This is a genomic window from Mesorhizobium sp. BR1-1-16, assembly GCF_020165495.1.
Classification (GTDB): Bacteria; Pseudomonadota; Alphaproteobacteria; order Rhizobiales; family Kaistiaceae; genus Kaistia.
The window spans coordinates 893,976-919,066 of the sequence record NZ_JAIUIE010000001.1 but is presented as its reverse complement, the minus strand read 5'-3'; the positions used below and the strand labels follow the sequence as shown (position 1 = coordinate 919,066).

Genomic DNA, 25,091 nt, shown 5'->3' with positions numbered 1-25,091 from the left:
CCGTCAGGGAGTCGCCGGCTCCGGAGCGGCCAATCCTTCGAGGGCCGGCGTGTTCGGCGCAGGCACTTGCGGAGCTGGCACTTGCTGAGCCGGCGGCGGCGCAGTGATCGGAGACGGCGCTGGCGCCGACGCGGACGGGACGATGCTTGCCGCAGCGTCGCCGCCGGGCAAGCCAGCCAGCACGCGCTCGCGCACGAAGGGAAAGAACGGGTTCCACGACATCCGGAGCAGCCAGTCGAGGCTGACGATCAGCGCGCTCCGTTCGCCATGGGCGGCAATCGTGCCGAGATGGATGCCGAAGTCGTCGGCAGGATCGGGATGATTGCCATAGAGGCCATCTTCCGGCGGGAATGGCACGGCGACATGCGACAGCGAATAGACGTCGGGGGCATAAGTGAGCCCCAGCGGCTGAACAGTCTCGTTCGTCGATCCGGCCGGCGTACTGCGAGCAACGACGTCATCGGTGGTCGGATCGCGGTTGCCGAGCACCGTCAGCCGGTAGTTTCGCGGCGCTGGTGTCACGAGGCTCGGCAGAAGTTCTTCGGCGCGGGTGCGAAACAACAGGCTGAGTTCGGTGTGGCGGTTGATGTCGAACAGCACGAGTTCGCTGCCATTGTCCGGCAAATTGCCATAGAGCGCATTGACGACGGCCTGGACGCTCACGGTGGCATCGAGCACAGACTGGAAGGTCAGCACCGGCGCGAGGCCGCCGAGCTTGCCCTCCTGAGCCAGGCGCGTGATCCGGTCCTGCACTGCCATGGTCAGTGCATAGGATTGGCGCGCGGCATTGACCGGGAAGGAGTTGTATTTGAACGGATTGAACTCGGGCAGGAGATCGAGCCAGGCCGTCTTGGCGAAGGCTGGCAGCAGCGCGGGTAGTCCGGCCAGGCCTGAAAAACGGGCAAACCGCGTGACGCCGATCATCGGCGACATCAACACGATGCGTGCGGGCCGCGCGAGGCTCTCGTCCTCCTGCGCGTCGAGCGCATAGAGCAGCGCCAGCGCGCCGCCATTCGAATAGCCGACGATATGGATCGGCGCGTCCGGCCCGGCCTTCAGCCGTGCCTCGCGCATTGCAAGCCGCACGGCCGCCATCCAGTCCCGCCACGCTACCGCCGTCAAGCCGCCCGGCACCGTGCCATGACCCGGCAAGCGGATGCCGATCGCGACGAAGCCGCGGTCCCGGTAGAGTTCGGCGAGGTGACGGAGACTATAGGGCGAATCCGTCAGTCCATGCAGGAACACCGCGGCGCCGACAGGCGTGCCCTGCGGCATCAATTCGAACGAACGGTTCCAGTCTGTCGCAAAGCGCTCCGGATTGACCGGGCTACCGGCAAAGTAGCGGTTGAAAGGCACGCGCTCGGCAGCATCGAGCTTATCCGTCACATGGCGGCGGATGTCGGCGAAGATGGCGTTCTCGGCCTTTTGATAGTCAGCGAAGCTGGCGCGCTCCATCGCCTCGTCCGACATCTCCTTCGGCACATAGGTGTGCCATGGCTCGAGCGGCGGGCCGCTCTCGGCCAGATAGATGCGGCCGCCGAGCAGCGACACGACGACGACGATGACGAGAAGCACCAGGCGCCTCAGCTGCCTGCCAAACCAGCGATGCATCGAAATCCCCGCGCGGTCCTGAACCTTTCAAGGTTCTAGCCGAGTCCTGCATCGCCGTCGCGCATCGGCGTTCCCATCGGATCGTGCGGCCAGTCGCGGCATCGCGACGGCCGCACGATCCGTCCTGCCCCCAGGACAGGGTCCCGGTCAGTAGTCGACTGCGTCGCGAATGATCGGGCAGGTCATGCAATGACCGCCGCCGCGACCGCGGCCGAGTTCGGCGCCGGTGATTGTGATGACCTCGATGCCGGCCTTGCGCAGCAGCGTGTTGGTATAGGTGTTGCGGTCATAGGCGTAGACGACGCCCGGCGCGGCGCAGACAAGGTTGGCGCCGGAGTCCCATTGTGTGCGCTCGCGCATATAGGCGTTGCCGCCCGTCTCGACGACCCGCATCTTCTTGAGGCCAAGCGCATCGCGCACGGTTTCGATGAACGTGCCCTTGTCCTTGTGCAGTTCGAGGCCGCCATTGCCATCTGGCCGGTAGGAGAAGGCCTGGATGCCATCGACGATGTCCGGATAGGACAGGACGCAGTCGCGATCCGCGAAGGTGAACACGGTGTCGAGATGCATCGCCGCCCGAAGCTTGGGCATGGCCGCGACGATGACACGCTCGGCGCCCCCTTCCGCGAACAGCCGCTCGGCGACCTGGCTGATCGCCTGGCGGGAGGTGCGCTCGCTCATGCCGATCAGCACATTGCCCTTGCCGATTGGCATGACGTCGCCGCCCTCAAAGGTGGCCATGCCCCAATCCGCAGTCGGATCGCCCCACCAGACCTTCACGCGGCCGGCAAAATCGGGATGGAAGCGATAGATAGCCGCGGCGAGGATCGGCTCCTCGTGGCGCGCCTTCCAGAACAGGGAATTGATGGTGACGCCGCCATAGATCCAGCAGGTCGTGTCGCGGGTGTAGAGCGTGTTCGGCAGCGGCGGCAGCAGATATTCGGTGACCCCGGCCGCCTCGCGAACCAGCTTCAGCATCTCGCCGCCATGGATATCCGGAAACTCTTCCGTCGAAAGCCCGCCGATCAGCGTTTCGGCAAGTTCACGATGCGGCAAACCTTCCAGATAGCTCCGGATCTCGTCGACGAGGCCGAGACCGACCTGGTTGGGGATGATCTGGTTGTCGAGGATCCACGCCTTCGCTTCAGGAATTGCGACGGTTTCGGTCAGCAGATTGTGCATTTCGACGACATCGATGCCGCGGTCGCGCATCTTGTTGACGAAATCGAAGTGGTCCCGCTTGGCATTGTCGACCCAGAGGACGTCGTCGAACAGCAGTTCGTCACAATTGCTGGGCGTCAGGCGCTGATGGGCCCGCCCCGGCGCGCAGACCATGACCTTGCGGAGCTGACCGACTTCGGAATGAACCCCGAACGGGGTGGGTGTCGCGGTTTCGGCCATGGTTTCGACCCTTCTGTACGGCGTTGATGTCAAGGCGTGATGACGCCGGTCACGAGACCGACAGCGCCGGCAACGGCGGCGAGCGCCGTGACGGCGAAGGCGATGAGTTCTGGCGATGAGAACAGGCGAGCGTTCTGCTCGCGCCGAGCCCAGACATAGAGCACGGTGCCGGGCACATAGAGGACTGCGACGAGCAGTACGTATTTGAGACCCGCCGCCAGGAACATGACGATCGTGTAGGCGACAGCGATAGACGCGAAGATCTGGTCGCGGCGGCGCTCCAGCGGCGTCGTCTCATAGCCTTCGCCGCGCCGGGCGATGAGCACGCCATAGCCGGCCACCAGCAGATAGGGCAGCAGCGACGTCACGCTCGTCATGTCGAGCATGAAGTTGAAGGCGTCGCGCGACCAGTAGGTCGAGATCACGAACAGCGACACGACGATATTGGTCAACCAGAGCGCATTGGCCGGCACCTTGTTGCCGTTCTGGGCAGCGAAGAGCCGCGGCATGTCCTGCGACTTGGCGGCGGCGAACAGAACCTCAGCGCAGATCAGCGACCAGGCGAGATAGGCGCCGAGCACCGAAATGAGCACGCCGATGGAGATGAACACCGCGCCCCAATGGCCGACGACGATTTCCAGCACACCGGCAAGCGAAGGCTGCTGGACGCCCGCAATGGTGGCGCGTGGCATGGCTGCGTAAGGCAGCAGCGTGACGGCGACCATCAGCCCCATGACACCGACAAAGCCGAGAATAGTGGCCGAACCGACATCGGCCCGCGTCTTGGCGAAGCGCGAATAGACGCTGGCACCTTCGATGCCGAGGAAGACGAAGACGGTGATCAGCATGGTGTCACGCACCTGCTGGAACAGCGACTTGTCGGGCATGCCGATGCCGCCGAAGAAATTCTCGGAAAACTGGCTGTAGTTGAAAACGAAGATGAAGATGATGATCGCCACGATGATCGGGACGATCTTGGCGACTGTCACGACACCGTTGATGAAGGCGGCCTGCTCGACCCCGCGCAGAATCATAAAATGAAACGCCCAGATGCCGATCAGCGAGACGATAATCGCGGTCGGGCTGCTGCCGTCGCCGAATATTTCGGGAAAGAAGCGCCCGAGCGTCGAGCCGATGAGCACCCAGTAGAAGACGTTGCCGAGGCAGCTGCCGAGCCAGTATCCGAAGGCCGACAGGAAGCCCATATAGTCGCCGAAACCAGCCTTGGCATAGGCGAACACGCCGGAATCGATTTCGGGTTTCTTCTCGGCCAGGGCCTGGAAGACCCGCGCCAGCATGTACATGCCAGTGCCGGCGATCGCCCAGGCGATGATGGCGCCGAACGGGCCTGTCGCCGTGCCGAAGCGGCCCGGCAGGTTGAAGATGCCGGCGCCGACCATCGAGCCGACAACCATGGCGGTCAGCATGGGAAGCGACATCTTCCCCGTCGTCCTGGAAGCCATTTCCTGCCCTCGATCTCGTTGTGACCTGCGCGCCGGTGATCGCGGCTTGCCGCATCTATGCACCTTAGCGGGCCCGGGAGCATGAGCCGTGCGTTCCATCCCTGTGCAGAGCGTCCAAAAAAGAGGCAGTCTTTGATTTCGTTGTCGCTCTACACCGGCTTGACGAGCGCGGCCGATGCCGGGACGCTCCGCCTCCTGAAAACCTTGCCAAGGACCGAGCCATGCAGCCTTCGCGCGATATCGCCCGCCTTATCGAGATCATGGCGGCGTTGCGCGCGCCGGTCGGCGGTTGTCCCTGGGATGTCGAGCAGACGTTCGAGACGATCGCGCCCTATACGATCGAGGAGGCCTATGAAGTTGCCGACGCCATCGAGCGTGGCGATCGTGGCGACCTGCAGGAGGAGCTTGGCGATCTGCTGCTGCAGGTCGTCTATCACGCGCGCCTGGCCGAAGAGGAAGGCGCGTTCGCGTTTGGCGACGTCGTCGAGAGCATCACGTCCAAGATGATCCGCCGGCATCCGCATGTCTTTGGCAGCGCCGAGGCGCGCAGCGCCGGCTCGGCCAAAGGCTTCTGGAATGAGATCAAGGCCGAGGAGAAGCGGCTGCGCGCCGAGCGCCGGGCCGCAGCCGGCTTGCCAGACGAATCAGCGCCGGGGCTGCTCGGCCAGGTTCCCGCCGGCCTGCCGCCGCTCGCGCGCGCGGTCGCCCTGCAGAAGAAGGCATCGACGGTCGGGTTCGACTGGAACGACCCGAATGCCGTGATCGCCAAGATGCGGGAGGAGATCGAGGAGGTCGAGGAGGAACTCGCCAGACCGGAGCACGCCCCGGCGCGGCTGCAGGACGAAGTCGGCGATCTGCTCTTCGCCGTCGTCAACCTCGCGCGCCATCTCGATATCGATCCCGACACCGCGCTGCGCGGCACCAACGAGAAATTCCGTCGACGTTTCGGCCATGTCGAGCAGCGCCTCTTTGAAATCGGACGCAGCCCCGGTGAAGCGAGCCTCGACGAGATGGAAACGCTCTGGGCAGAGGCGAAGACGCTGCCGGATCGGGAATAGGTGGAAATGGTGGGCGGTACTGGGATTGAACCAGTGACCCTTCGCGTGTGAAGCGAATGCTCTCCCGCTGAGCTAACCGCCCTTTCGCCGGACGCGCCGACGAGATGGCGGCATATAGAGACATGGCCGCCGCCGCGTCAAGCGGGCGACCGAGCCGGTTTTTCGCCAGCCTTGCAAAAGCCTGCATCGGCGCTCACCAGACCATATTGTATCCACCGTACGGCGCGCTATAGATAAGCCGCTGATCATCCAAAGCGCTTTGGATGGGCACAAGCGGCCCCCCCGCGCCCATCTCGAGTCGCCTCCGAAATGCGCCCGTGCCGCGGGTCGAAAGTGTCACCGAGGAACCCTCAAGGGAGAATGAGATCATGACGATCCGCGTCGTCGTCTGGGGCGAGAACGTTCACGAGCAGGAGAACGAGACGGTCCGGAAAATCTATCCGGAAGGCATGCACACCACGATCGCGAAGGGTCTCGGCGAAGACCCCATGATCGAAGCGTCGACCGCGACGCTGCAGGAGCCCGAGCACGGGCTTTCCGTCGAGCGCCTCGCCAAGACCGACGTGCTGATCTGGTGGGGCCACAAGGCGCATGGCGAGGTCTCCGACGAGATCGTCGAGCGCGTCGCCAATCGCGTCTGGGAAGGCATGGGCCTCCTCGTCCTGCATTCCGGCCATTTCTCGAAGATCTTCAAGCGGCTCATGGGCACTCCCTGCTCGCTGAAGTGGCGCGAGGCTGGCGAGAAGGAACGGGTCTGGGTCATCAATCGCAATCACCAGATCGCTCAGGGTCTCTCGGACTATTTCGAGATCGAGCAGACCGAGATGTATGGCGAGCCCTTCACGGTTCCCGAGCCGATGGAGACGGTGTTCGTCACCTGGTATGAAGGCGGCGAAGTGTTCCGCTCGGGCCTGACTTACCAGCGCGGCGGCGGCAAGATCTTCTATTTCTCGCCCGGCCATGAAACCTACCCGATCTACTACAACACCGACGTCAAGCAGGTGCTGAAGAACGCGGTCAAGTGGGCCAACAACCCCGCGCCCGCCTGGGCTGGCATCACCAATGCCCCCAACACCCCCGCCGACAAGGCCCCGAACGGTCCGCTCACCATCAAGGGCGAAACGCTGCACAAGGCTGGCGAGGCTGGCTTCCGCTAGGGGAAGCTGTATCGCGCTCAGGAGCTCATACCCACCATCATGGCCAAGATCCTTATCCTCGGCACCGGCAGCATGGCCGTCAGCCACGCAACAGCTTTTGCCGCAGCGCCCGACACTGAACTCGTCGCGGCGGTCGAGACCGACCCGGCGCGCCGCGAGGCATTCGGCAAGCAGTTCGGCATCACCGAGCTTTTCGCCGACCTCGAATCGGCAATCGCATGGGGCGGCTTCGACGCCGTCGCCAATGTGACGCCCGATGCGGTGCACTATCCGACGACGATGCGCCTGCTCGCCGCCGGCAAGCATGTGTTCTGCGAGAAGCCGCTCGCGACCAGCTACCCCCTCGCCCTCGAAATGGCCGACACGGCCGAGGCGAAGGGCGTCATCAACATGGTCAACTTCACCTATCGCAACTCGCCCGCCTTGCAGAAGGCGCGCGAACTGGTGATGGCCGGCGCGATTGGCGACATCCGCTATTTCGAGGCGTCCTATCTGCAGAGCTGGCTCGTCAGCAAGGCATGGGGTGACTGGCGCACCGAGTCGCGCTGGCTCTGGCGCCTTTCAGCCCAGCATGGCTCGAAGGGCGTTCTCGGCGATGTCGGCGTGCATATCGTCGATTTCGCCAGCTTCGCGGCGAACAGCGAGGTCGCCAATATCGACAGCCGCCTGAAGACCTTCCACAAGGCCGAGGGCGACAAGATCGGCGATTATCCGCTCGACGTGAACGACTCCGCCGTGATGACAGCCGAATTCGCCAATGGCGCGCTCGGCACGATCTCGGCGACGCGCTTCGCGACCGGCCATGCCAACGACCTGACGCTGCGCCTGTTCGGCACAGCCGGCGGGCTCGATGTCCGGACCGACGGCAAGGTTTCCTCGCTCAAGATCTGCGAAGGCCCCGACATCGATTCGTCGAGCTGGAAGCCTGTTGAATGCCCGCCGGTCCCCACGACCTATGCGCGCTTCGCCAAGGCCTGCAACACCGGGATCAATGACGAGCCAACCTTCCGCCGCGCCGCGGAAGTGCAGCGCATTCTCGATCTCTGCTTCGCGCAGGAAGCCGCCCGCGCCCTGCATGCGGCTGCGCCCGTCGTTACTGAATAGCGCTTCGGCGGCCCGGCTCCGGCCGGGGCCCCATTCTCTACTCCCGCAGCCGCTTTGTGTCTTTTTGGACACAGACACCCGCTTCCAGAGCTTCGACGTGGCACTTCGCCGCGGCGACGGCTTGGCATGCGCCACGACTTGCAGTACATATTGTCCTCCTGAAACGTCCAACGAGGGAGGACTGCATGGCTTCGATGCATATGGCTGCCGCGCCTGCCTTCCCCGTCCCGGAACATCCCGGGCATTAGTTCGGACGGCGGGCGCATCCGGCCCCGGCTCTCAGCCGCGCCCGGTCTCCGCCCTTCTCCCAGCTTCCTCTTTTTCGCCGTGTGACGGCGCGCCCTTGCGGCGCCGCGTCCGCCGATCGTCGTCTTTCTTTTTGAGGCCGGAACCGCGTCGAGCGGCCGGGTCGTCATCATGGTTCGCATCACATTTCCGCGGCCGCGCAGCCGCTGGCTGTCCGGCCCGTTCGCAAAAGTCTTCGCTTTCACCTTTGCGCATTGGCGCAAGGAGAAGAAGATCGCCGCCTTCGTTGCTTCGGCAATGCTGCTGGAGACGCTCGCCCATGTCCTGCTGCCGCTGTTCGCAGGCCGCATCGTCGATGCGCTTGCATCGAGCGGCACCGAGCGTGAGGCGGCGCTCGCCATTGCGGTGCGGGCCTTCCTGATCGTCATGGGGCTCAGCCTCTGCATGGTCGTCGCGCGGCATCTCGCCTTCATGGGCATCATCCGCCTGACGCTCAACATCATGTCGACCGTGGCGGAGAATGCCTTCTTCCGCGTCCAGCGCTTTTCGACCAACTGGCAGGCCAACAGCTTCGCCGGCTCCACCGTGCGCAAGATCTCGCGCGGCATGTGGGCGCTCGACCAGCTCAACGACACGCTGATCCTGGCTTTGCTGCCGTCGATCGTCGTGCTGGTCGGCACCACGCTGCTGATGGGCACCTATTGGCCGATGATGGGCGTCATCGTGGCGATCGGCTCCGTCGTCTACATCACGGTGACCGTGTCGCTGTCGCTGTTCTATGTCGCGCCGGCCGCAAGCCTTGCCAATGCCTGGGACACCAAGCTCGGCGGTGCTTTGGCCGATGCGGTCAGCTGCAACTCGGTCGTCAAGGCGTTCGGCGCCGAGGCGCGCGAGGATGCGCGGCTAGCCGGCATCATCGGCAAGTGGCGCGTCCGGACCGCGCGCACCTGGGTCCGAGGCACCAATAACGGAACGTCGCAGAACGCCATGGTTGTGATCCTGCGCGGCGCCGTCATTGGGCTCGTCCTGTGGCTGTGGTGGCAGGGACAAGCAAGCCCCGGCGATGTCACCTTCGTGCTGACCTCGTTCTTCGTCCTCGAAGGCTATCTGCTGGATGTCGGCATGCATGTCCGCAACCTGCAGCGCTCAGTCAACGACATGGAGGAGTTGGTCGGCCTAGAGGACCAGCCGCTCGGCATCGAGGATCAGCCCGATGCACGGCCGATGCGCATCGGCGCCGGCGAAATCCGCTTCGACGACGTGACGTTCCATTATGCCGGACACGACACGCCGCTCTATGAGGATTTCAACGTAACCATAGCTGCCGGCGAGAAAATTGGTCTCGTGGGGCATTCGGGATCCGGCAAGACGACCTTCGTCAAGCTGATCCAGCGTCTCTACGACGTGAACCGAGGCCGCATCCTGATCGACGGGCAGGACATTGCCCATGTCACGCAGTCATCGCTGCGCGGCGAGATCGCGATCGTGCAGCAGGAGCCGATCCTGTTCCACCGCTCGCTGGCGGAGAACATCGCCTATGCGCGTCCCGGCGCTTCGATGGATGAGATCATCGAGGCGGCGCGGCTCGCCAATGCGCACGACTTCATCGGGCGGCTCCCGAAAGGCTACCAGACCTTGGTGGGCGAGCGTGGCGTGAAGCTCTCCGGCGGCGAACGCCAGCGCGTCGCGCTTGCGCGGGCCTTCCTTGCCAATGCGCCTGTGCTGATCCTCGACGAGGCAACGTCCAGCCTCGATTCGGAATCAGAGGCGTTGATCCAGGAGGCGATGGAGAGGCTGATGGAGGGACGCACGGCGATCGTCATCGCACACCGTCTCTCGACCGTTCGCTCGATGGACCGCCTGCTTGTCTTCGAGCGCGGAAAGATCGCCGAGGAAGGCACGCATGACGTGCTCGTCAGGCGCGACAGCGGCATCTATCGCCGTTTGTTCGAGCGTCAGGCGCTCGAGCTTGCCAAGGGCCTCGACGTCGCAGCGTGAGCGACCAGTCATGAAAACCGAAAGCGGGCGGCCCCGGGCCGCCCGTTTTCATTGGTCGATGCCATCAGTTGATGTAGCGGACCTTGCCGCCCGAGGTCACCATGCAGTTCACCTCGACGTCATTGACCACGAGGTTGACCTGGGCTCCCGACTTGCCGGCCTTCACCTTGCGTACCTCGACATTGCCCTTCAGCGCGTTGTGCTGGGTGGCGGCGGCATTGATGCAGACCTGGCGCGCTTTGCTCGCGCTCACGGCACTGGCCGGAATGGTGGACACCGCCATAAGCGCGGCGACGGTTGAAACGACGATCGCGACTGTCTTCATGATGGGAATCCTGTGCAGACGAGGCACCTCTTGCCTCTCCCATCAATGTCAAAGCCGGGCCGAACGTTCCGCCGCGCTCAAGATGCGGCCCGCGCCGCGAAGAAAGCGCTGAGGCCGGCGCGCGCCCGTGCGAGATGCCGGTTGAGCACGGCCACGGCCTCGTTCTCATCCCGCGCGCGGCAGGCAGCGACGAGCGCGCGGTGCTCGGCCTGACCCATGTCGCCGTCGGTCGCAAGGTGAAAGCGGAGATAGCGATCTGCGGCCACCAGATGCTGCTCGGTGAGCGCCAGCAGGCGCGGGAGGCCCGCGCCAGCATAGAGGGTCATATGAAAGCGCCGATTGAGCTCGCCCATGCGGGCGGGGTCGTTCTCGCTGTCGATCTCGGCGATCAGATCTTCTGCAAGCGCGAAATCGTCTGGCCCGAGATGCGGGAGCGAAAGGCGCAGCGCCTGCGGCTCCAGCGCGCTGCGGATCGCGAAATTATCGTCCGAGTCGGCCAGCGTGATCTCGACGACGATCGCCCCGCGATGCGGTTCGAAGTCGACAAGGCCCTGCGCCTCGAGCTGGCGTAGCGCCTCGCGAATCGGCATGCGGCTCATCTCGAAGCGGGTCGCCAGTTCCTCCTGCCGCAGCGGCGTGCCGGGCAGCAGCGCGCCCGAGAGGATCGCCTGTTTGAGGGTCGCCTCGACGAATTCCGTCGCCGTGCGAAAGCGTCGCCCCCCGGCCTGGATCACCTGGTCCAGCGATGCCACAGCGCTCTCTCCCCCTACCTGACCTAATCCCGCGCATCGGCGATGACCGATCCTTCGCGACCCCATGCCCCGACGCGCAGAGATGTCGGCGCCGCTTGCCTGTCGATTGGATCCAATCTAACAATTGCACTCCGCCCTCTCTATCGCAAGCCCCGCATGACCCTCCAGGACAGTTCCGATCATCCTCAGGCCGGCCTCGCACGTTCAGGCGACCTGCAACCAGTTCTTGCCGGCATCATCGCGGCCTTTGTCGGCTATGCCGGCGTCTTCACGGTGATCATCCAGGGCTTCATCGCGGTTGGCGCCACGCCAGCCCAGGCGGCTTCGGGCCTTCTTGCCATCTGCATCGTGCAGGGCTTTCTCTCGATCCTCTTCAGCCTTCGGTACAAGCTGCCGATTTCGATTGCCTGGTCGACGCCAGGCTCGGTCCTGTTCGCAGCGACAGGCATGCTCGATGGCGGCTTCCCGGTGGCGATCGGAGCCTTTATCGGCGCGGGTGTCCTGATTATCGCCGCCGGCATGATCAAGCCGTTCGGCAAGCTCGTGTCGTCCATACCGCCGGTGCTGGCCAGCGCGATGCTGGCCGGCATTCTGCTCGGCCTCTGTCTTGCCCCGGCCAAGGCGGTCGCGACCGAGCCAAGCCTTGCCATACCGGTGGTGCTGGTCTGGGCGATCGTCGGGCGGATCAAGCGGATCTGGGCCGTTCCGGCTGCGGTGGCGACCGCGGTCGTCATGATCGCGCTGCATGCGCCGTCCGGCGGGCTGATGTCAGCCCATTTCATGCCCGATATCGCATTTGTCTGGCCGCAATTCAGCGCCACGGCGATGATCTCGCTCGCCGTACCGCTGTTCATCGTGACCATGGCGGCGCAGAACCTGCCCGGCCTCGCGGTGCTCCGACTCAATGGCTACAATCCGCCGGTCAGCTCGATCTTCGTCGCGACAGGAATCGGTTCGATCATAGCCGCGCCGTTCTGCGGCCACACGCTGAACCTCGCCGCGATCACGGCCGCGCTCTGCGCCGGCCCCGACGCGCACCCCCATCCGGGCCGACGCTGGATCGCTTCCTTGTCGGCCGGGGTCACCTATCTCGTGCTCGGTCTCGGCGCCACAACCGCCGCAGCGCTGTTGACCATCGCACCGCCGGTTCTGATCGAGGCCGCGACAGGGCTTGCGCTGTTCGGAGCCTTCGGCGGCGCTCTGGCCGGTGCCGTTGCTCACCCCGCCGATCGAGACGCAGCGATGGTAACATTCGTCACCGCCGCATCGGGGCTTTCCTTTCTCGGCATAGGCGCGGCATTCTGGGGGCTCGCAGCAGGCGGAGCCTTCATGCTTCTCAACAAGCGCTGGAGCCGATGACGGTCGCGGGCCTGGTCCTCGCAGGCGGTGGCTCGACACGAATGGGCCGGGAAAAGGCGCTCGTGCCCTTGGCCGGGCAGCCGATGCTGGCGCATGTGATTGCTCGGCTGGGGCCACAGGTTGGCCCGCTTGCGCTGAATGCCAATGGCGATCCGGCACGCTTTGCCAGCTTCGGACTGCCTGTCGTCGCGGATGATCGTCCCGACACCGGGCCGCTCGGCGGTGTCGAGGCGGGGCTCGATTGGGCCGCGCGGCTCGCCTCTCCCCCGCGCCTTCTTGTCACGGTGCCGGTCGATGGTCCGCTGCTGCCAGCCGATCTGGTCACGCGCCTTGCCGAAGTCGCGGGCGAGGCCGACCGGATCGTGATCGCGGCCTCCGGCGACCGCGACCATCCCGTCTTCGCGCTTTGGCCAGTCGCCCTCGCGACGATGCTTGCTGACTGGCGCAGGACAGCAAAAAGCCAGGGCGTCCGCGGATTCCTCGCCGCCGTCGGCTTTTCGGTTGCGACCTGGCCGGTCGCTGCCGGTGGCCCCGACCCTTTCTTCAACGTCAACGCGCCCGACGACCTCATCCGCGCCGAGGCGTGGCTTGCGGTCTGACGCGGATTGTGATGCTTATCAAAGCACGCTCAACGCTTAGGCAAGCGGATCAATTGGAGCTGTTCCGATCCGGTGCCTGAGGTGCCAGGCGCCCGGATTGTGCATCCACTCTGTCCGATGCTAGCAATGAACAGTGGTTCCTTCAGGAGCCGAAGAAACATTGGGATTCATGAACATGCGCCTGTTCAAGACAATTGCCCTGACGGCAGCGACGCTCGTCGCGGTTACTCTCTCGGCGGAGGCCAAGGATTGGTCGACCATCCGCATTGGCACCGAGGGTGCTTTCCCGCCTTTCAATTTCATCGATTCCGACAAGCAGATCAAAGGTTTCGACATCGACATCGCCAAGGCGGTCTGCGCCAATCTGAAGGCGACCTGCACCTTTGTCGCCCAGGATTGGGACGGTCTCATCCCCGCCTTGCAGGCGAGCAAGTTCGACGCGATCTTCGCCTCGATGTCGATCACCGACGAGCGCAAGCAGGTCGTCGACTTCTCCCGCGCCTATTACAACACGCCCACGGCCTTCATCGCCGCGAAGGGATCGGGGATCACAGATGTTTCGCCGGCCGGTCTCAAGGGCAAGACCCTGGGCGCCCAGTCCTCGACCATCCAGTCGAGCTATCTCGAGCAGACCTATCCGGGCTTCGACGTGAAGCTCTATCCGACGCAGGACGAGGTCAATCTCGATTTGGCCTCGGGCCGCATCGACGCCTTGCTGGTCGATAAGCTCGTCGGCATGGAGTGGCTGAAGAAATCCGACGGCGCATGCTGCGAGATCGTCGGCGAAGTTCCGGTCGGTGGCGGCATCGGCGCGGCGGTGCGCAAGCAGGACACCGACCTCCGCGACGCCATCTCGAAGGCAATCGAGGCGATCAAGGCCGACGGCACCTACGACAAGATCAACGCCGAGTATTTCCCGTTCTCGATCTGGGCTAACTGAGCGCGGACTAGCCCTTCGCGGCCTCGCCCGATCGGCAAGGCCGGAAGGCGCGGCGGAGGAAGAACGGCTTGGATCTTCTCGGCCTCATCAGTTTCGGGCCTGGCGGCTGGGGCAATGCCCTGGCCGCCGGTACCTGGCTGACGATACGTCTCGCCCTCGCAACGCTGCCCTTCGGCCTCGTTCTCGGCCTGGCGATCGCGCAGGCCAAGCGCAGCGACAACCGCCTCCTGCGCGCCTTCGGCAATCTCTACACCACCGTTTTTCGCGGACTGCCCGAGCTGCTGACGATCTTCATCGTCTATTTCGGCGGGCAGATCGCGCTTCAAAAGCTTGTCAACCTGGTCGTGCCCGGGCAGACGATCGAGATCAGCGGCTTCGTCGCCGGCATGATAGCGCTCGGCGTCGTCTTTTCGGCCTATGCATCGGAAGTCTTGCTCGGCGCCTTCAACGGCATCAGCCGCGGCCAGTGGGAAGCGGCCAAAGCGCTCGGCCTCAGGCCCTTTCCGACGCTCAGGCTCGTCATCCTGCCGCAGCTGATCCGCCTCGCCCTGCCCGGCCTTGCCAATCTCTGGCTGATCCTCCTCAAGGATACCTCGCTCGTTTCGGTGATCGCGCTCGATGATCTCCTGCGCATGACCGGCATCGCGGTCCGCGTCACAAAGGAGCCCTTTTTCTTCTTCGGCGTCGCCTGCCTCATCTATCTCGCGATGTCGATGATCTCCTCGATCGGCATCACCGCGATCGAACGGCGCGTTGAACGCGGCCACAGGCGGGCAGCATGAACTGGGAGCTGCTGCAGAATTACGGCCCCCGCATGCTGCAGGGCCTCATGGTCACGCTGCAACTCGTCGTCATCGCGATCAGCCTCGGCGCGCTGCTGGCCGTTCCGATCGCGCTCGGGCGGATGAGCAAGAACCGCCTCGTCGGCGGCCTCGCCTTTGCTTATGTCTATGCCGTGCGTGGAACGCCGCTTCTGGCCCAGACCTTCCTCGTCTATTACGGCGCCGGACAGTTCCGACCGGAATTGCAGGCGGTTGGTCTCTGGTGGCTGTTTCGCGATGCCTTCTTCTGCTGCGCGCTCACATTCACGTTGAACACCGCCGCCTATCAGGCTGAAATCTATCGCGGTGCGATCCTGGCGGTGCCGCGCGGCCAGAGCGAAGCCGCGATGTCGCTCGGCCTCAAGCCGCGGGCCATCTTCCGCATGGTCGTGGTGCCTCAGGCCGTGCTGCTGGCGCTTCGCCCGCTCGGCAACGAGATCATCCTGATGATCAAGGGTTCATCGGTGGCGGCGATCGTCACGGTGTTCGATCTGATGGGCGTAACCCGCCTCGCCTATTCGCGTTCGTTCGATTTCCAGGTCTATCTCTGGGCCGCAGTGCTCTATCTCGCGCTCGTCGAGATCATCCGCCGGGTCTGGGACCTGATCGAGCGGCGGCTGACGCGGCATGTGCGCCAGCACTGACCGGCAGGTTCAATCGCCGATCAGGCAGCCGCGATCGGCCGCAAGCGGGTCGTATCCTCGCCGCGGTGCAGGGCACGCGAGAGGCGGAAGGAGTTGGCGATCCGTTCGGCGAAGGCAATGACGACGGCAGCCGCATCGGGCTCGAACGAGCGCCGTGCCGTTGCGGCGAACAGCGAAAGCCAGCGCTCGAAATGCGCATCCGAGAGATCGGCGAGGCGAAGATGCGGCGCCAGCGGGCGGCCCTCATAGCGGCGCGTCTTCAGCAGCACCGAAGACCAGAAGTCGCACATCTTGGCGAGATGTTCCGGCCAGCGGCCATCCTCGACCTCGCGGGCAAAGACCGGCCCGAGCAAAGCGTCCGCCTGCACCGCGTCATAAAAGCCATGCACGAGGCGGCGGATGCCATCCTCGTCGACACCTTCGGGCGTGCCCAATGTCAGGGGCACACGCCCGCGTGGATCGGTCGGCTGGTTCATCGTCTCATTCTCCCGCTCCAGCGGACTTCTGCTCGGCCAACGGCGTGCCAGCCTTGATCGAGATCAAGGGCCAAGCGGTCAGGCGACACCCTTGTCCTTTTCGAGCGGCACATAGTTCAGCGGCAGGGCCGTCGCATATTTGATCTGTTCCATGGCGAAGGCCGAGGAAACATCGGCGATGTCGATGCGCGTGATCAGCCGCTTGTAGAAGGCGTCATAGGCCTCGATATCGGGCACGACGACGCGCAGCAGATAATCGACCTGCCCGCTCATGCGGTAAAACTCGACCACCTCAGGCACGTCGCGGATCACCTCGGCGAAGCGCTTCAGCCATTCCTCGTTATGCTGGCTCGTGGTGATCGAGACGAACACGGTCACCTTCGCGTTGACCTTGCGCGGATCAAGCACAGCGACGCGGCGGAGGATCACGCCGTCTTCCTCGAGCTTCTGGATGCGCCGCCAGCAGGGCGTCGTCGAAAGGCCGACCCTTCGCCCGATCTCGGCGACCGGGATGGTTGCGTCCTCCTGCAGGATCTGCAGGATCTTCCTGTCGAGCCGATCGATCATCTGTGAATTGTCCCCAGAGTGCCCAAGCGAGCGACCGGACGAATTTTCCGCCTGAGCCGCCGCAAGCACGATAGATGAGAATAATATTCTCTCCCTAACGCGTCGACCTGTCAAGACGACCAAGCTGGTCGAGTATGCGCGCCCGCAGCTCCGGTAGCAGTTCTGTCTCGAACCAGGGATTGCGCTTCAGCCAGCCCGTGTTGCGCCACGAGGGATGCGGCAGCGGGAAGACGGTGGGCGCGGTGGCAGACGCGACGATAGTGCGCCAGCGGCGGACCGTGTCGTCGACGCCGCCATCGGCCTCTGGCCCGAGATGCCAGCGCTGCGCCGCGCCGCCGATCGCGAGCACAAGCTTGACGGCCGGCAGCACGGCAACGAGCGGCGCCCGCCAGGCCGGCGCACATTCACGCCGCGGCGGACGATCGCCACCCTTGGCGTCGAGGCCGGGAAAGCAGAAGCCCATCGGCAGGATCGCGATGAAGCCCTCGTCATAGAAGGTGTCCGTGTCGACCCCCATCCAGTCGCGCAGCCTTTCGCCCGAGCGATCGTCGAATGGGACGCCGGAGGCGTGAACGCGCGTGCCTGGCGCCTGGCCGGCGATCAAGATCCGCGCCTCGGCCGAGCCACGGATCACCGGCCGCGGCTCATGCGGCAGCGGCGCGCCACGCGGCGCCGTAACGCAGAGCCGGCAGGCGCGGGCACGGGTAGCGATATCATCGAAAGACGCCACTCCGAGCTCAGCCGGAACGGCGTTCGGATCGGTTGGACGCATCATTGCGACCCCGCATTAACCAGCCCGTCGAAAGGGGACTTAAACCATCAGCGGTTAAGCTCGACAGTATCGGGGTCCATCCCGTCCGGGAAACTTTGAATGCACGGCGTATCGGACCTCATTCCGAACGACAAGATCGCCATGAACAGCGAGCGCGCGGAGCGGCGGCGCGCGCTTGCGCGCACCGTGCGCCATCACCGCGAAAGCCTCGCCTCCACAAGCGGCACCAGCCCGAGCTTCGACCACGAATTGTTGGTCCATTATGCGCGCACGCGCCTGTCAGCGGCCTATGCCGTGCCGCTACTCGTAGCGCTGGTCGCGCTCGTGGCGACGGTCTGGCTGCCGCACGCCGTCATCGTCGCCTGGGCGGCCGCGACACTTTTCGTGCATTGCGGCGGCACCCTTCTCTGCCACCGCTTCGTCAGGAGTCCATCCGACCGGGTGTCGATCCGCCGCTGGACCCGCATTTTCGTCGCGACGGAATTTTGCTACGGGCTGACTTGGATCGCCCTGCTCGTCGCCACGACCAATGCGCAGGCCCCCGGCATCGAGATCTTCCAGTTCGCGACCATGCTGACCATGCTTGCGGTCGGCACCATGTTCGCGTCGAGCATTCCCGCCGGCGCGGTCGCGAGCACGGCGCCGATCGCGCTGACCATGGTGGCGCTGTTCGCGATCCGCCAGGATGTGCTCTATCTCGCCCTCTCCTTCCTCTCGATCGGCAGCGAGATCTTCTTCCTGACGCTGTCACAGCGCCTGCAATCGACCACGATGGGCATGATGCGCTATCGGGCCGAGAAGGATCATCTCATCGCCGAGCTCGGAACCGCCAAGGCGATCTCGGACGAGTCGCGCCGCCGCGCCGAGGAGGCCAATCTCGCCAAGTCACGCTTCCTGGCGACGATGAGCCATGAGCTGCGGACGCCGCTCAACGCCATTCTCGGCTTCTCCGAGGTGATGAAGAACGAGGTCCTCGGGCCGATGCAGAACGCGACCTATCGCGAATATGCCGGCGACATCCATTCGAGCGGCCAGCATCTGCTGGCCCTCATCAACGAGATTCTCGACCTTTCGCGCATCGAGGCCGGGCGCTACGAGCTGAATGAGGAAGCCGTAACGCTCGCGCATGTCATCGAGGAGTGCGAGAACCTCGTCCGCCTCAAGGCGCGCAACAAGAACCTCAAGATCACGCAGCTGCTGGAGCCCAACCTGCCGCGGCTCTGGGCCGATGAACGCGCCGTGCGCCAGGTGATCCTCAATCTGCTCTCGAACGCGATCAAGTTCACCCCGCCTGGCGGCGCGATCGACATTCGCGCCGGCTGGACTGCCGGCGGCGGGCAATATGTCTCGATCCGCGACAATGGCCCCGGCATATCCGAAGAGGAACTGCCGATCGTCATGTCCGCCTTCGGACAGGGCGCCGTCGCAATCAAAAGCGCCGAGCAGGGCACCGGGCTCGGACTGCCGATCGTCCAGGCGATGATGCGCATGCATGACGGCACGTTCGAACTGCGCTCGCGGCTGCGCGAAGGCACCGAAGCGATCGCCTGCTTCCCGCGCTCGCGCGTGATGGATCCGCTGCCGCCGGTGGTCGAGGAGGCCGATCGGCGGCCCGAACGCCGCCGCCACGTCGCTGAAACAGTTCAATCGAGCGGCGGCATCCAGGCACGGCGCACGGCGGGATAGGTCGTTCCGACCACGAACAGCGCATCGAGCCGACTGCCGCCATCAGGCGGGTCCTCAGCATCATGCGTCGCGATAAACGGCGGCGCGACCGGAGCGTCCGCGTCGATGGACGGTGCATCTGTGGCTGCCTCGTCGCTCGACACGATCGCTTCGTCACTCGACGCGAATTCGTCGCTGTCCGTTGCCATCGCGGCACCGCGCGATCGCGGCAGACTGGCCGGAGCCGGCAGCGGAACGGGCCGCGCCGCCAGCGCAATGGCGCCCGAGCGTGCCAGGCGGGGACGATCGACGACGGCGGTCATCGCGTGGCAAGCCGCGGGCGCGACCAGAGGCGTCACGACCAGCGCCGCCAGCCGGCAATCGTCTGCGAAGGCGGCGCGATCGAGCGCCAGCGCCACGACGCGGCCATCGGGAAGGCGGCCAACGCAGCCGATGCTGTCGCAGGCGGTGCCATCCTTCAGGGCCGGGTCGGCTGGATCGCGCGGATTACCATCGGCGCGCAGCCAGATGCCGGCGCCGAACTTGTCGACCTTGCGTGCCAGCACCTGAAAACGGCCGTCCGCGCCGCGATAGGCGACCGACAGGCCGTTGGCTGCAATGAGCATGTCGGGCCGCGCCGGCAGGAACGCCATCGCGCCGCCAAGCAACATCGGCACGAGTCCCGCGAGGCGCCAGCGGTCGCCCATCAGCGCGAGCCAGAGAAAGCCGGCGATGAAGATCAAGAGCGCGGCGGCCGAGGGCATCGCGGCACCACCCGACCCCTCCGACCAGGCGGCGACACGGTCCGCGACCACCATCATGCCGTCGATGCCGAAGCCCATCACCGCGAGGAAGGGCTGGTCGAGTCCGAACGGCATCAGCAGCACGGCAATCAGCGCCATCGGCATCACCAGGAAATCGACCAGCGGCATCGCAAGCACATTGGCGACGATCGAGAGCGGCGCCATGCGCTGGAAGTGATAGAGCGCGAACGGCGTGGTGCCGAGGCCGCCGAGCAGCGACGTCACCGCGAGACCGGCAACCAGGGCGGCGACCCAGCCAAGGACGCTGCCGGCGATCGAGCGTTCGGCAGCAGGTCCGCGGCGGCGGCGCCGATATCGCGACAGGGCCTCGAAGCCGGCTACCAGCGCGACCGTGGCCGCGAATGACATCTGGAAGCCCGCGCTGAGGATGCTTTCGGGCGCCAGCATCAGCACGACGAAGGTCGCCACCGCGACATTGCGCATCGAGATGGCGCGTCGATCGACGAGGATGGCGCTGAAGACGATCGCCGTCATGATGAACGAGCGCTGCGCCGCGACATCGAGGCCGGAGATCAAGAGATAGAAGAACGTCACGCCGATCGCGCCGGCCGCCGCCCATTTCTTGATCGGATATCGAAGCGCCAGCGTCGGCACGAGCGCCAGCAGCGCGCGGATCATCCAGAAGGCGGCGCCCGCGACCAGCACCATATGCAACCCCGAGACGGACAGGACATGGGCGAGCCCGGACTGGCGGAGATCATCCTCCGCGCGGTCGCTGATGCCGCCGGGATCGCCGATGATCAGCGCCGAGGCGACGCGGCCGGTGTCGCCCGAGAGCGCCGCGAGCACGCGGATACGGATCGCCTCGCGGACATATTCGAGCGGTTCGCGGAGCCGGATCGTCAGCGGCACCGGCCCGAGATCGATCGTTTTGGACGGTCCATAGGCGAAACCGGTCGCGCCGATCCCCTCATAATAGGCGTTGCGCGCGAAATCATAGCCGCCGGGGAGCACGGGGCCCGAGGGCGGACGAAGCCGGGCGAGCATGCTGACCGCATCGCCAACCTCCGGCGCCGCGCCGCGCACCGTGACCGTGATCCGCGTCGGCGGATGGCGGAGCTTGGCGCCGGAAATCGAGGCGACGCGCAGCGTCAAGCGATAGCCGCCGCGTCGCCCTTCCCGCCCCTCGACCCAGCCGGTAACAGTCGCCGTGACCTCGCGCTCGAGGATCGGGGCTGCGACAAGATCGGTGCGGAGCTTGGTGACCGCGATGCCGGACGCCAGCATCGCTCCGAGAAGCAGCAGGCGGAAAAGCCCAGTCGTTTCCCGCATCCGCCACGCGGCGGCGACAAGGCCGACCGCCAGCAGAACCAGCGCTGGCGCGAACGGCTCCGATGGCAGGGCGAAATAGCAAAGCGCGCCGGCACCGAACGCCACTGCGAGCCAAGGAAGGCCGCGCGCCGCATCGAGCTCACGCTCGAGGCTCGCCCCCATCGCGAGCCAGAGCCGATCGAGCGCGAAGCCGAAGCCCTGCCACGGTCCGCCCGGGATATGCGGCATCAGCCGGCGGCGGCGCCCCTCGGCTGGCCGGTCCGTCGCGACAAGCGTTTCGCGCCGATCGCCCCCGGCCATGTTCCCCGCCTTTCGCCCAAGCGCAGCTCCATGCTACATGCTGCGCCCACAAACGCGAACACGCGGCGCAGCCGCCTCGCTTCCCCCATCAGCGCCGCCTCGAACTGCCCAGCCTGGAACCGCCCATGTCCAAACCGGTCGTCACCCGCTTCGCCCCGTCCCCCACCGGCTTCCTGCATATCGGCGGCGGCCGGACCGCGCTGTTCAACTGGCTCTATGCCCGTCACACCGGCGGCAAGATGCTGCTCAGGATCGAGGACACCGACCGCGAACGCTCCACGGAAGCGGCGATCGGCGCCATCATCGACGGCCTGAAATGGCTCGGCCTCGATTGGGAGGGCGAGACCGTGTTCCAGTTCGCCCGCGCTCCGCGCCACCGCGCGGTCGTCGAGGAGATGCTCGCTGCCGGCAAGGCCTATCGCTGCTATTGCACGCCGGCCGAGCTCGAAGCGATGCGCGAGAAGGCGCGCGCCGAGGGACGTTCGCCGCGCTATGACGGCACCTGGCGCGACCGCGACCCGTCCGAGGCGCCCGAGGGCGTCAAGCCGGCGATCCGCATCAAGGCGCCGCTCGAGGGCGAGACCGTGATCGAGGATCAGGTGCAGGGCCGCGTCGTGATCCCGAACAAGGATCTCGACGATCTCGTGCTGCTGCGCTCCGACGGCAACCCGACCTACATGCTGTCCGTCGTCGTCGATGATCACGACATGGGCGTCACCCACATCATTCGCGGCGACGATCACCTGACCAATGCCGCGCGACAGATGATCATCTATGCGGCCATGGGCTGGGATGTCCCGATCATGGCGCATATCCCGCTGATCCACGGTCCTGATGGAGCCAAGCTCTCTAAGCGCCACGGCGCGCTCGGCGTCGATGCCTATCGCGCCATGGGCTATCTGCCCGAGGCGATGCGGAACTATCTCGTGCGCCTCGGCTGGGGCCATGGCGACGAGGAGATCATGTCGACCGAGCAGATGGTCGAGTGGTTCGACATCGTCGATGTCGGCCGCTCCGCCTCGCGCTTCGATTTCGCGAAGCTCGAAAACCTCAACGGCCACTATATCCGGACGATGGACGACGCCAGGCTGCTCGCTCTCTTCATCGAGACGCTGCCGCATCTGCCGGGCGGCGCGGCGATCGCCGAACTGCTCGACCAGGCCAAGATCGCCCAGCTCGCGATGGCCCTCCCCGGCCTCAAGGAGCGCGCGAAGACGCTGGTTGAACTCAAGGACGGCGCCGCGTTCCTGTTCGCTGTCCGCCCGCTCGTCCCGGACGAGAAGGCCGCCGCGATCCTCGATGCCGACGCCCGCGCCCTGCTCGGCCGGCTGCATGCCGTGCTGCTGGAAACCGCATGGACGATCGAGGCGACTGAGGCGGCGGTGAAGGCATTCGCCGAGGCCGAAGGGCTGAAGCTCGGCAAGGTGGCGCAGCCGCTGCGCGCCGCGCTGACGGGCCGCTCGACTTCGCCCGGCATCTTCGATGTGTTGATGACGCTCGGCCGCGAGGAGAGCCTCGGACGCATTTCGGACCAGGCTGTCTGAGGCGCAAAATGCGCTGCGGACGCCTTGTCCGCGACGGCCCGGGCGGCGCTCGAATCAACGTATGGGGGCCTTATCTTTTTGTCCACCTGGCAGCGCGGTATTGTCTACCGGAGGGCTGCCTTGCCGCGCTGCAGTAAATGAGCTACGCAATTGCACACTCGTTTCCCTGCGGCACCGTGCCGGCCTTCCGGACCGTCGACGCCCCGGGTTCCCGCCAGAAGAATTTCGCTTTCTCCAAGGGGTTGGCTGCATGACCGAAACCAAAGCGACACTTACGATCGGCGATCAGTCCTGGGACTTCGGCGTCAAGGAGGGGACGATCGGCCCCGACGTGATCGACATCGGGTCGCTCTATGCCAAGACCGGGCGTTTCACCTATGACCCCGGCTTCACCTCGACCGGCGCCTGCGACTCAAAGATCACCTTCATCGATGGCGACGAAGGCGTTCTGCTCTATCGCGGCTACCCGATCGACCAGCTCGCCGAGCATGGCGACTTCCTCGAAACCTGCTACCTGCTGCTCTATGGCGAACTGCCGACCGCAGCGCAGAAGGCCGATTTCGACCAGCGCGTCACCTATCACACGATGGTGCACGAGCAGATGTCGCGCTTCTACACCGGCTTCCGCCGCGACGCCCATCCGATGGCGATCATGGTCGGCGTCGTCGGCGCGCTCTCGGCCTTCTATCACGACTCGACCGACATCTCGGACCCGCACCAGCGGATGGTCGCGAGCCTCCGCCTGATCGCCAAGATGCCGACGATCGCCGCGATGGCCTTCAAGTACCATGTCGGCCAGCCCTTCGTTTACCCGCTGAATTCGCTCGACTATGCGTCGAACTTCCTGCGCATGTGCTTCGCGGTGCCGGCGGAAGAGTACAAGGTCAACCCCATCCTCGCCCGCGCGATGGACCGCATCTTCATCCTGCATGCCGACCACGAGCAGAACGCCTCGACCTCGACGGTGCGTCTCGCAGGATCGTCGGGCGCCAATCCCTTCGCCTGCATCGCAGCTGGCATCGCCTGCCTCTGGGGACCGGCTCATGGCGGCGCCAACGAGGCAGCACTCAACATGCTGCAGGAGATCGGCTCGGTCGACCGGATCCCGGAATATATCGCCCGGGCCAAGGACAAGAACGATCCGTTCCGCCTGATGGGCTTCGGCCACCGCGTCTACAAGAACTACGATCCGCGCGCCAAGATCATGCAGCGCACCTGTCATGAGGTGCTCGGCGAGCTCGGCATCACCGACGATCCGGTGCTCGAAGTCGCGCTGGAGCTGGAGCGCATCGCGCTCAGCGACGAGTATTTCATCGAGAAGAAGCTCTATCCGAATATCGACTTCTATTCGGGCATCACGTTGAAGGCGCTCGGCTTCCCGACCACGATGTTCACCGTGCTGTTCGCGGTCGCCCGCACCGTCGGCTGGATCGCCCAGTGGAAGGAAATGGTCGAAGACCCGGGTCAGCGCATCGGCCGCCCGCGCCAGCTCTACACCGGCGCCGACCGCCGCGACTACGTCCCGGTTTCCAAGCGCCGCTGAGGGACAGACAACGACGAGAAGAGGGACCGGCGGCCGAGCGCTGTCGGTCCCCTTTTTCAAGACAGTCGTGCCGCGTTCCAGCCGCCAAGGGGCATCAATTGCGCAGCGAACGCTTCATTGCTAGCCTCGTCGGGGTTGTAGCTGGAGCATGCAATGAAATATCTGGTGGTCGCTGCAGCTTTGCTGGCAGCTTGTTTGTCATCAGCTGCCGCTGCCGAGTCGAGCGCCGATCGATCCCTGAACGCTGAGTTCAAGAAGATCGAAGCACGGTTGGCCGGGGATGCCGATACCAAGAAGCTCTTCGTGGAATCGCAACGCAAATGGATTGCGTTCCGCGACGCGGAATGCGCATTCCAGGCCTCGCAGTCGCAAGGTGGCAGTGTCTATCCGACCGTTATTGCGAGCTGTCAGGACGATTTGACCGCACAGCGGATCAAGGACTTCAAGCGCTATCTCAGCTGCGAGGAAGGCGATCTGAGCTGCCCGGTGCCAGCGCAATAGCTGGCTGGCGACAGAAAGGATGAGCCTCTGTCCGCCGCTGAGCGACGAAGTATTTCGGAAATGAAAAAGGGCGCTTACGGCGCCCTTTTTTGTTGTCGCAGATACGAGAGGGCCGTACAGCGCCACTGTCGCTGCCGGGCTTGACCCGG

Annotated in this window: 22 protein-coding genes and 1 tRNA gene; 13 read left to right on the top strand and 10 right to left on the bottom strand. The window is 65.1% G+C overall.

Translation table 11 applies throughout. The features are described 5' to 3' along the window. Positions 1-3: 3 nt before the first annotated feature. The 3 genes from LB518_RS04415 to LB518_RS04405 form a co-directional block, all read right to left on the bottom strand. Complete coding sequence (locus tag LB518_RS04415) at positions 4-1,611, bottom strand: alpha/beta hydrolase (protein WP_224573458.1); 1,608 nt, start codon at positions 1,609-1,611, stop codon at positions 4-6. A gap of 147 nt (positions 1,612-1,758) precedes the next feature. Beyond that, positions 1,759-3,012 carry an arginine deiminase gene (gene arcA, locus LB518_RS04410; RefSeq protein ID WP_224573456.1) on the bottom strand — a complete coding sequence of 418 codons (1,254 nt, stop codon included), beginning with the start codon at positions 3,010-3,012 and terminating at the stop codon, positions 1,759-1,761. Positions 3,013-3,041: 29 nt separating this feature from the next. After that, entirely contained in the window at positions 3,042-4,475 is a 1,434-nt protein-coding gene (locus tag LB518_RS04405; protein ID WP_224573454.1) for a basic amino acid/polyamine antiporter, read from the bottom strand. 221 nt (positions 4,476-4,696) lie between these two features. On the opposite strand from LB518_RS04405, the gene mazG reads away from it, so the two are divergent. Then, positions 4,697-5,533 (top strand): nucleoside triphosphate pyrophosphohydrolase, encoded by an 837-nt coding sequence (gene mazG, locus LB518_RS04400; protein WP_224573452.1) that lies wholly within the window; start codon positions 4,697-4,699, stop codon positions 5,531-5,533. Between the two features lie 7 nt (positions 5,534-5,540). On the opposite strand, the gene LB518_RS04395 is transcribed toward mazG, so the two are convergent. After that, a tRNA-Val gene (locus tag LB518_RS04395) sits at positions 5,541-5,615 on the bottom strand. A 286-nt stretch (positions 5,616-5,901) separates the two neighbouring features. Between LB518_RS04395 and LB518_RS04390 the strand changes: the two genes are divergently transcribed. The 3 genes from LB518_RS04390 to LB518_RS04380 all read left to right on the top strand — a co-directional run bounded on the left by LB518_RS04390 (position 5,902) and on the right by LB518_RS04380 (position 10,038). Next, entirely contained in the window at positions 5,902-6,690 is a 789-nt protein-coding gene (locus LB518_RS04390) for a ThuA domain-containing protein (RefSeq protein WP_224573443.1), read from the top strand. Between the two features lie 39 nt (positions 6,691-6,729). Beyond that, on the top strand, positions 6,730-7,794 hold the full coding sequence (locus LB518_RS04385) for a Gfo/Idh/MocA family protein (protein WP_224573441.1): 1,065 nt from the start codon (positions 6,730-6,732) through the stop codon (positions 7,792-7,794). A gap of 417 nt (positions 7,795-8,211) precedes the next feature. Continuing rightward, positions 8,212-10,038 (top strand): ABC transporter ATP-binding protein, encoded by a 1,827-nt coding sequence (locus tag LB518_RS04380; protein ID WP_224573439.1) that lies wholly within the window; start codon positions 8,212-8,214, stop codon positions 10,036-10,038. Positions 10,039-10,102: 64 nt separating this feature from the next. Here LB518_RS04380 and LB518_RS04375 read toward each other — a convergent pair whose 3' ends face one another. Both LB518_RS04375 and LB518_RS04370 read right to left on the bottom strand, forming a co-directional pair. Next, positions 10,103-10,363: a hypothetical protein gene (locus LB518_RS04375; protein WP_224573436.1), complete on the bottom strand. Its 261-nt coding sequence runs from the start codon at positions 10,361-10,363 to the stop codon at positions 10,103-10,105. A gap of 77 nt (positions 10,364-10,440) precedes the next feature. After that, positions 10,441-11,115: a GntR family transcriptional regulator gene (locus tag LB518_RS04370; RefSeq protein WP_224573434.1), complete on the bottom strand. Its 675-nt coding sequence runs from the start codon at positions 11,113-11,115 to the stop codon at positions 10,441-10,443. 156 nt (positions 11,116-11,271) lie between these two features. On the opposite strand from LB518_RS04370, the gene LB518_RS04365 reads away from it, so the two are divergent. The 5 genes from LB518_RS04365 (at position 11,272) to LB518_RS04345 (ending at position 15,478) form a co-directional block, all read left to right on the top strand. Continuing rightward, positions 11,272-12,474, top strand: coding sequence for a benzoate/H(+) symporter BenE family transporter (locus tag LB518_RS04365; protein ID WP_224573432.1), 1,203 nt, complete (start codon positions 11,272-11,274; stop codon positions 12,472-12,474). After that, positions 12,471-13,073 (top strand): molybdenum cofactor guanylyltransferase MobA, encoded by a 603-nt coding sequence (gene mobA, locus LB518_RS04360; protein WP_224573430.1) that lies wholly within the window; start codon positions 12,471-12,473, stop codon positions 13,071-13,073. The genes LB518_RS04365 and mobA overlap by 4 nt, the downstream gene beginning before the upstream one ends. Positions 13,074-13,248: 175 nt before the next feature. Next, positions 13,249-14,013: an ABC transporter substrate-binding protein gene (locus LB518_RS04355; protein WP_224573428.1), complete on the top strand. Its 765-nt coding sequence runs from the start codon at positions 13,249-13,251 to the stop codon at positions 14,011-14,013. Positions 14,014-14,081: 68 nt separating this feature from the next. After that, positions 14,082-14,795 (top strand): ABC transporter permease, encoded by a 714-nt coding sequence (locus tag LB518_RS04350; protein ID WP_224573426.1) that lies wholly within the window; start codon positions 14,082-14,084, stop codon positions 14,793-14,795. Then, a complete protein-coding gene (locus LB518_RS04345; protein ID WP_224573424.1) occupies positions 14,792-15,478 on the top strand; it encodes an ABC transporter permease in 687 nt (228 codons plus the stop codon). Before LB518_RS04350 ends, LB518_RS04345 begins: the two co-directional genes overlap by 4 nt. 20 nt (positions 15,479-15,498) lie before the next feature. On the opposite strand, the gene LB518_RS04340 is transcribed toward LB518_RS04345, so the two are convergent. The 3 genes from LB518_RS04340 to LB518_RS04330 form a co-directional block, all read right to left on the bottom strand. Further along, entirely contained in the window at positions 15,499-15,954 is a 456-nt protein-coding gene (locus LB518_RS04340; RefSeq protein ID WP_224573421.1) for a group III truncated hemoglobin, read from the bottom strand. A 78-nt stretch (positions 15,955-16,032) separates the two neighbouring features. Beyond that, positions 16,033-16,518, bottom strand: coding sequence for an Lrp/AsnC family transcriptional regulator (locus LB518_RS04335; protein ID WP_502845791.1), 486 nt, complete (start codon positions 16,516-16,518; stop codon positions 16,033-16,035). Between the two features lie 97 nt (positions 16,519-16,615). Beyond that, complete coding sequence (locus LB518_RS04330) at positions 16,616-17,293, bottom strand: uracil-DNA glycosylase family protein (protein ID WP_502845790.1); 678 nt, start codon at positions 17,291-17,293, stop codon at positions 16,616-16,618. A 99-nt stretch (positions 17,294-17,392) separates the two neighbouring features. Between LB518_RS04330 and LB518_RS04325 the strand changes: the two genes are divergently transcribed. Next, a complete protein-coding gene (locus LB518_RS04325) occupies positions 17,393-18,979 on the top strand; it encodes a sensor histidine kinase (RefSeq protein WP_224573416.1) in 1,587 nt (528 codons plus the stop codon). On the opposite strand, the gene LB518_RS04320 is transcribed toward LB518_RS04325, so the two are convergent. Continuing rightward, positions 18,937-21,354: a ComEC/Rec2 family competence protein gene (locus LB518_RS04320; RefSeq protein ID WP_224573414.1), complete on the bottom strand. Its 2,418-nt coding sequence runs from the start codon at positions 21,352-21,354 to the stop codon at positions 18,937-18,939. The genes LB518_RS04325 and LB518_RS04320 overlap by 43 nt on opposite strands. A gap of 125 nt (positions 21,355-21,479) precedes the next feature. Here LB518_RS04320 and gltX point away from each other — a divergent pair, with 125 nt between their 5' ends. The 3 genes from gltX (at position 21,480) to LB518_RS04305 (ending at position 24,942) form a co-directional block, all read left to right on the top strand. Next, positions 21,480-22,898 (top strand): glutamate--tRNA ligase, encoded by a 1,419-nt coding sequence (gltX, locus tag LB518_RS04315; RefSeq protein WP_224573411.1) that lies wholly within the window; start codon positions 21,480-21,482, stop codon positions 22,896-22,898. A 250-nt stretch (positions 22,899-23,148) separates the two neighbouring features. Further along, on the top strand, positions 23,149-24,441 hold the full coding sequence (gltA, locus tag LB518_RS04310) for a citrate synthase (protein ID WP_224573409.1): 1,293 nt from the start codon (positions 23,149-23,151) through the stop codon (positions 24,439-24,441). A 153-nt stretch (positions 24,442-24,594) separates the two neighbouring features. Then, complete coding sequence (locus LB518_RS04305; RefSeq protein ID WP_224573406.1) at positions 24,595-24,942, top strand: lysozyme inhibitor LprI family protein; 348 nt, start codon at positions 24,595-24,597, stop codon at positions 24,940-24,942. The last annotated feature ends 149 nt before the right edge of the window (positions 24,943-25,091 follow it).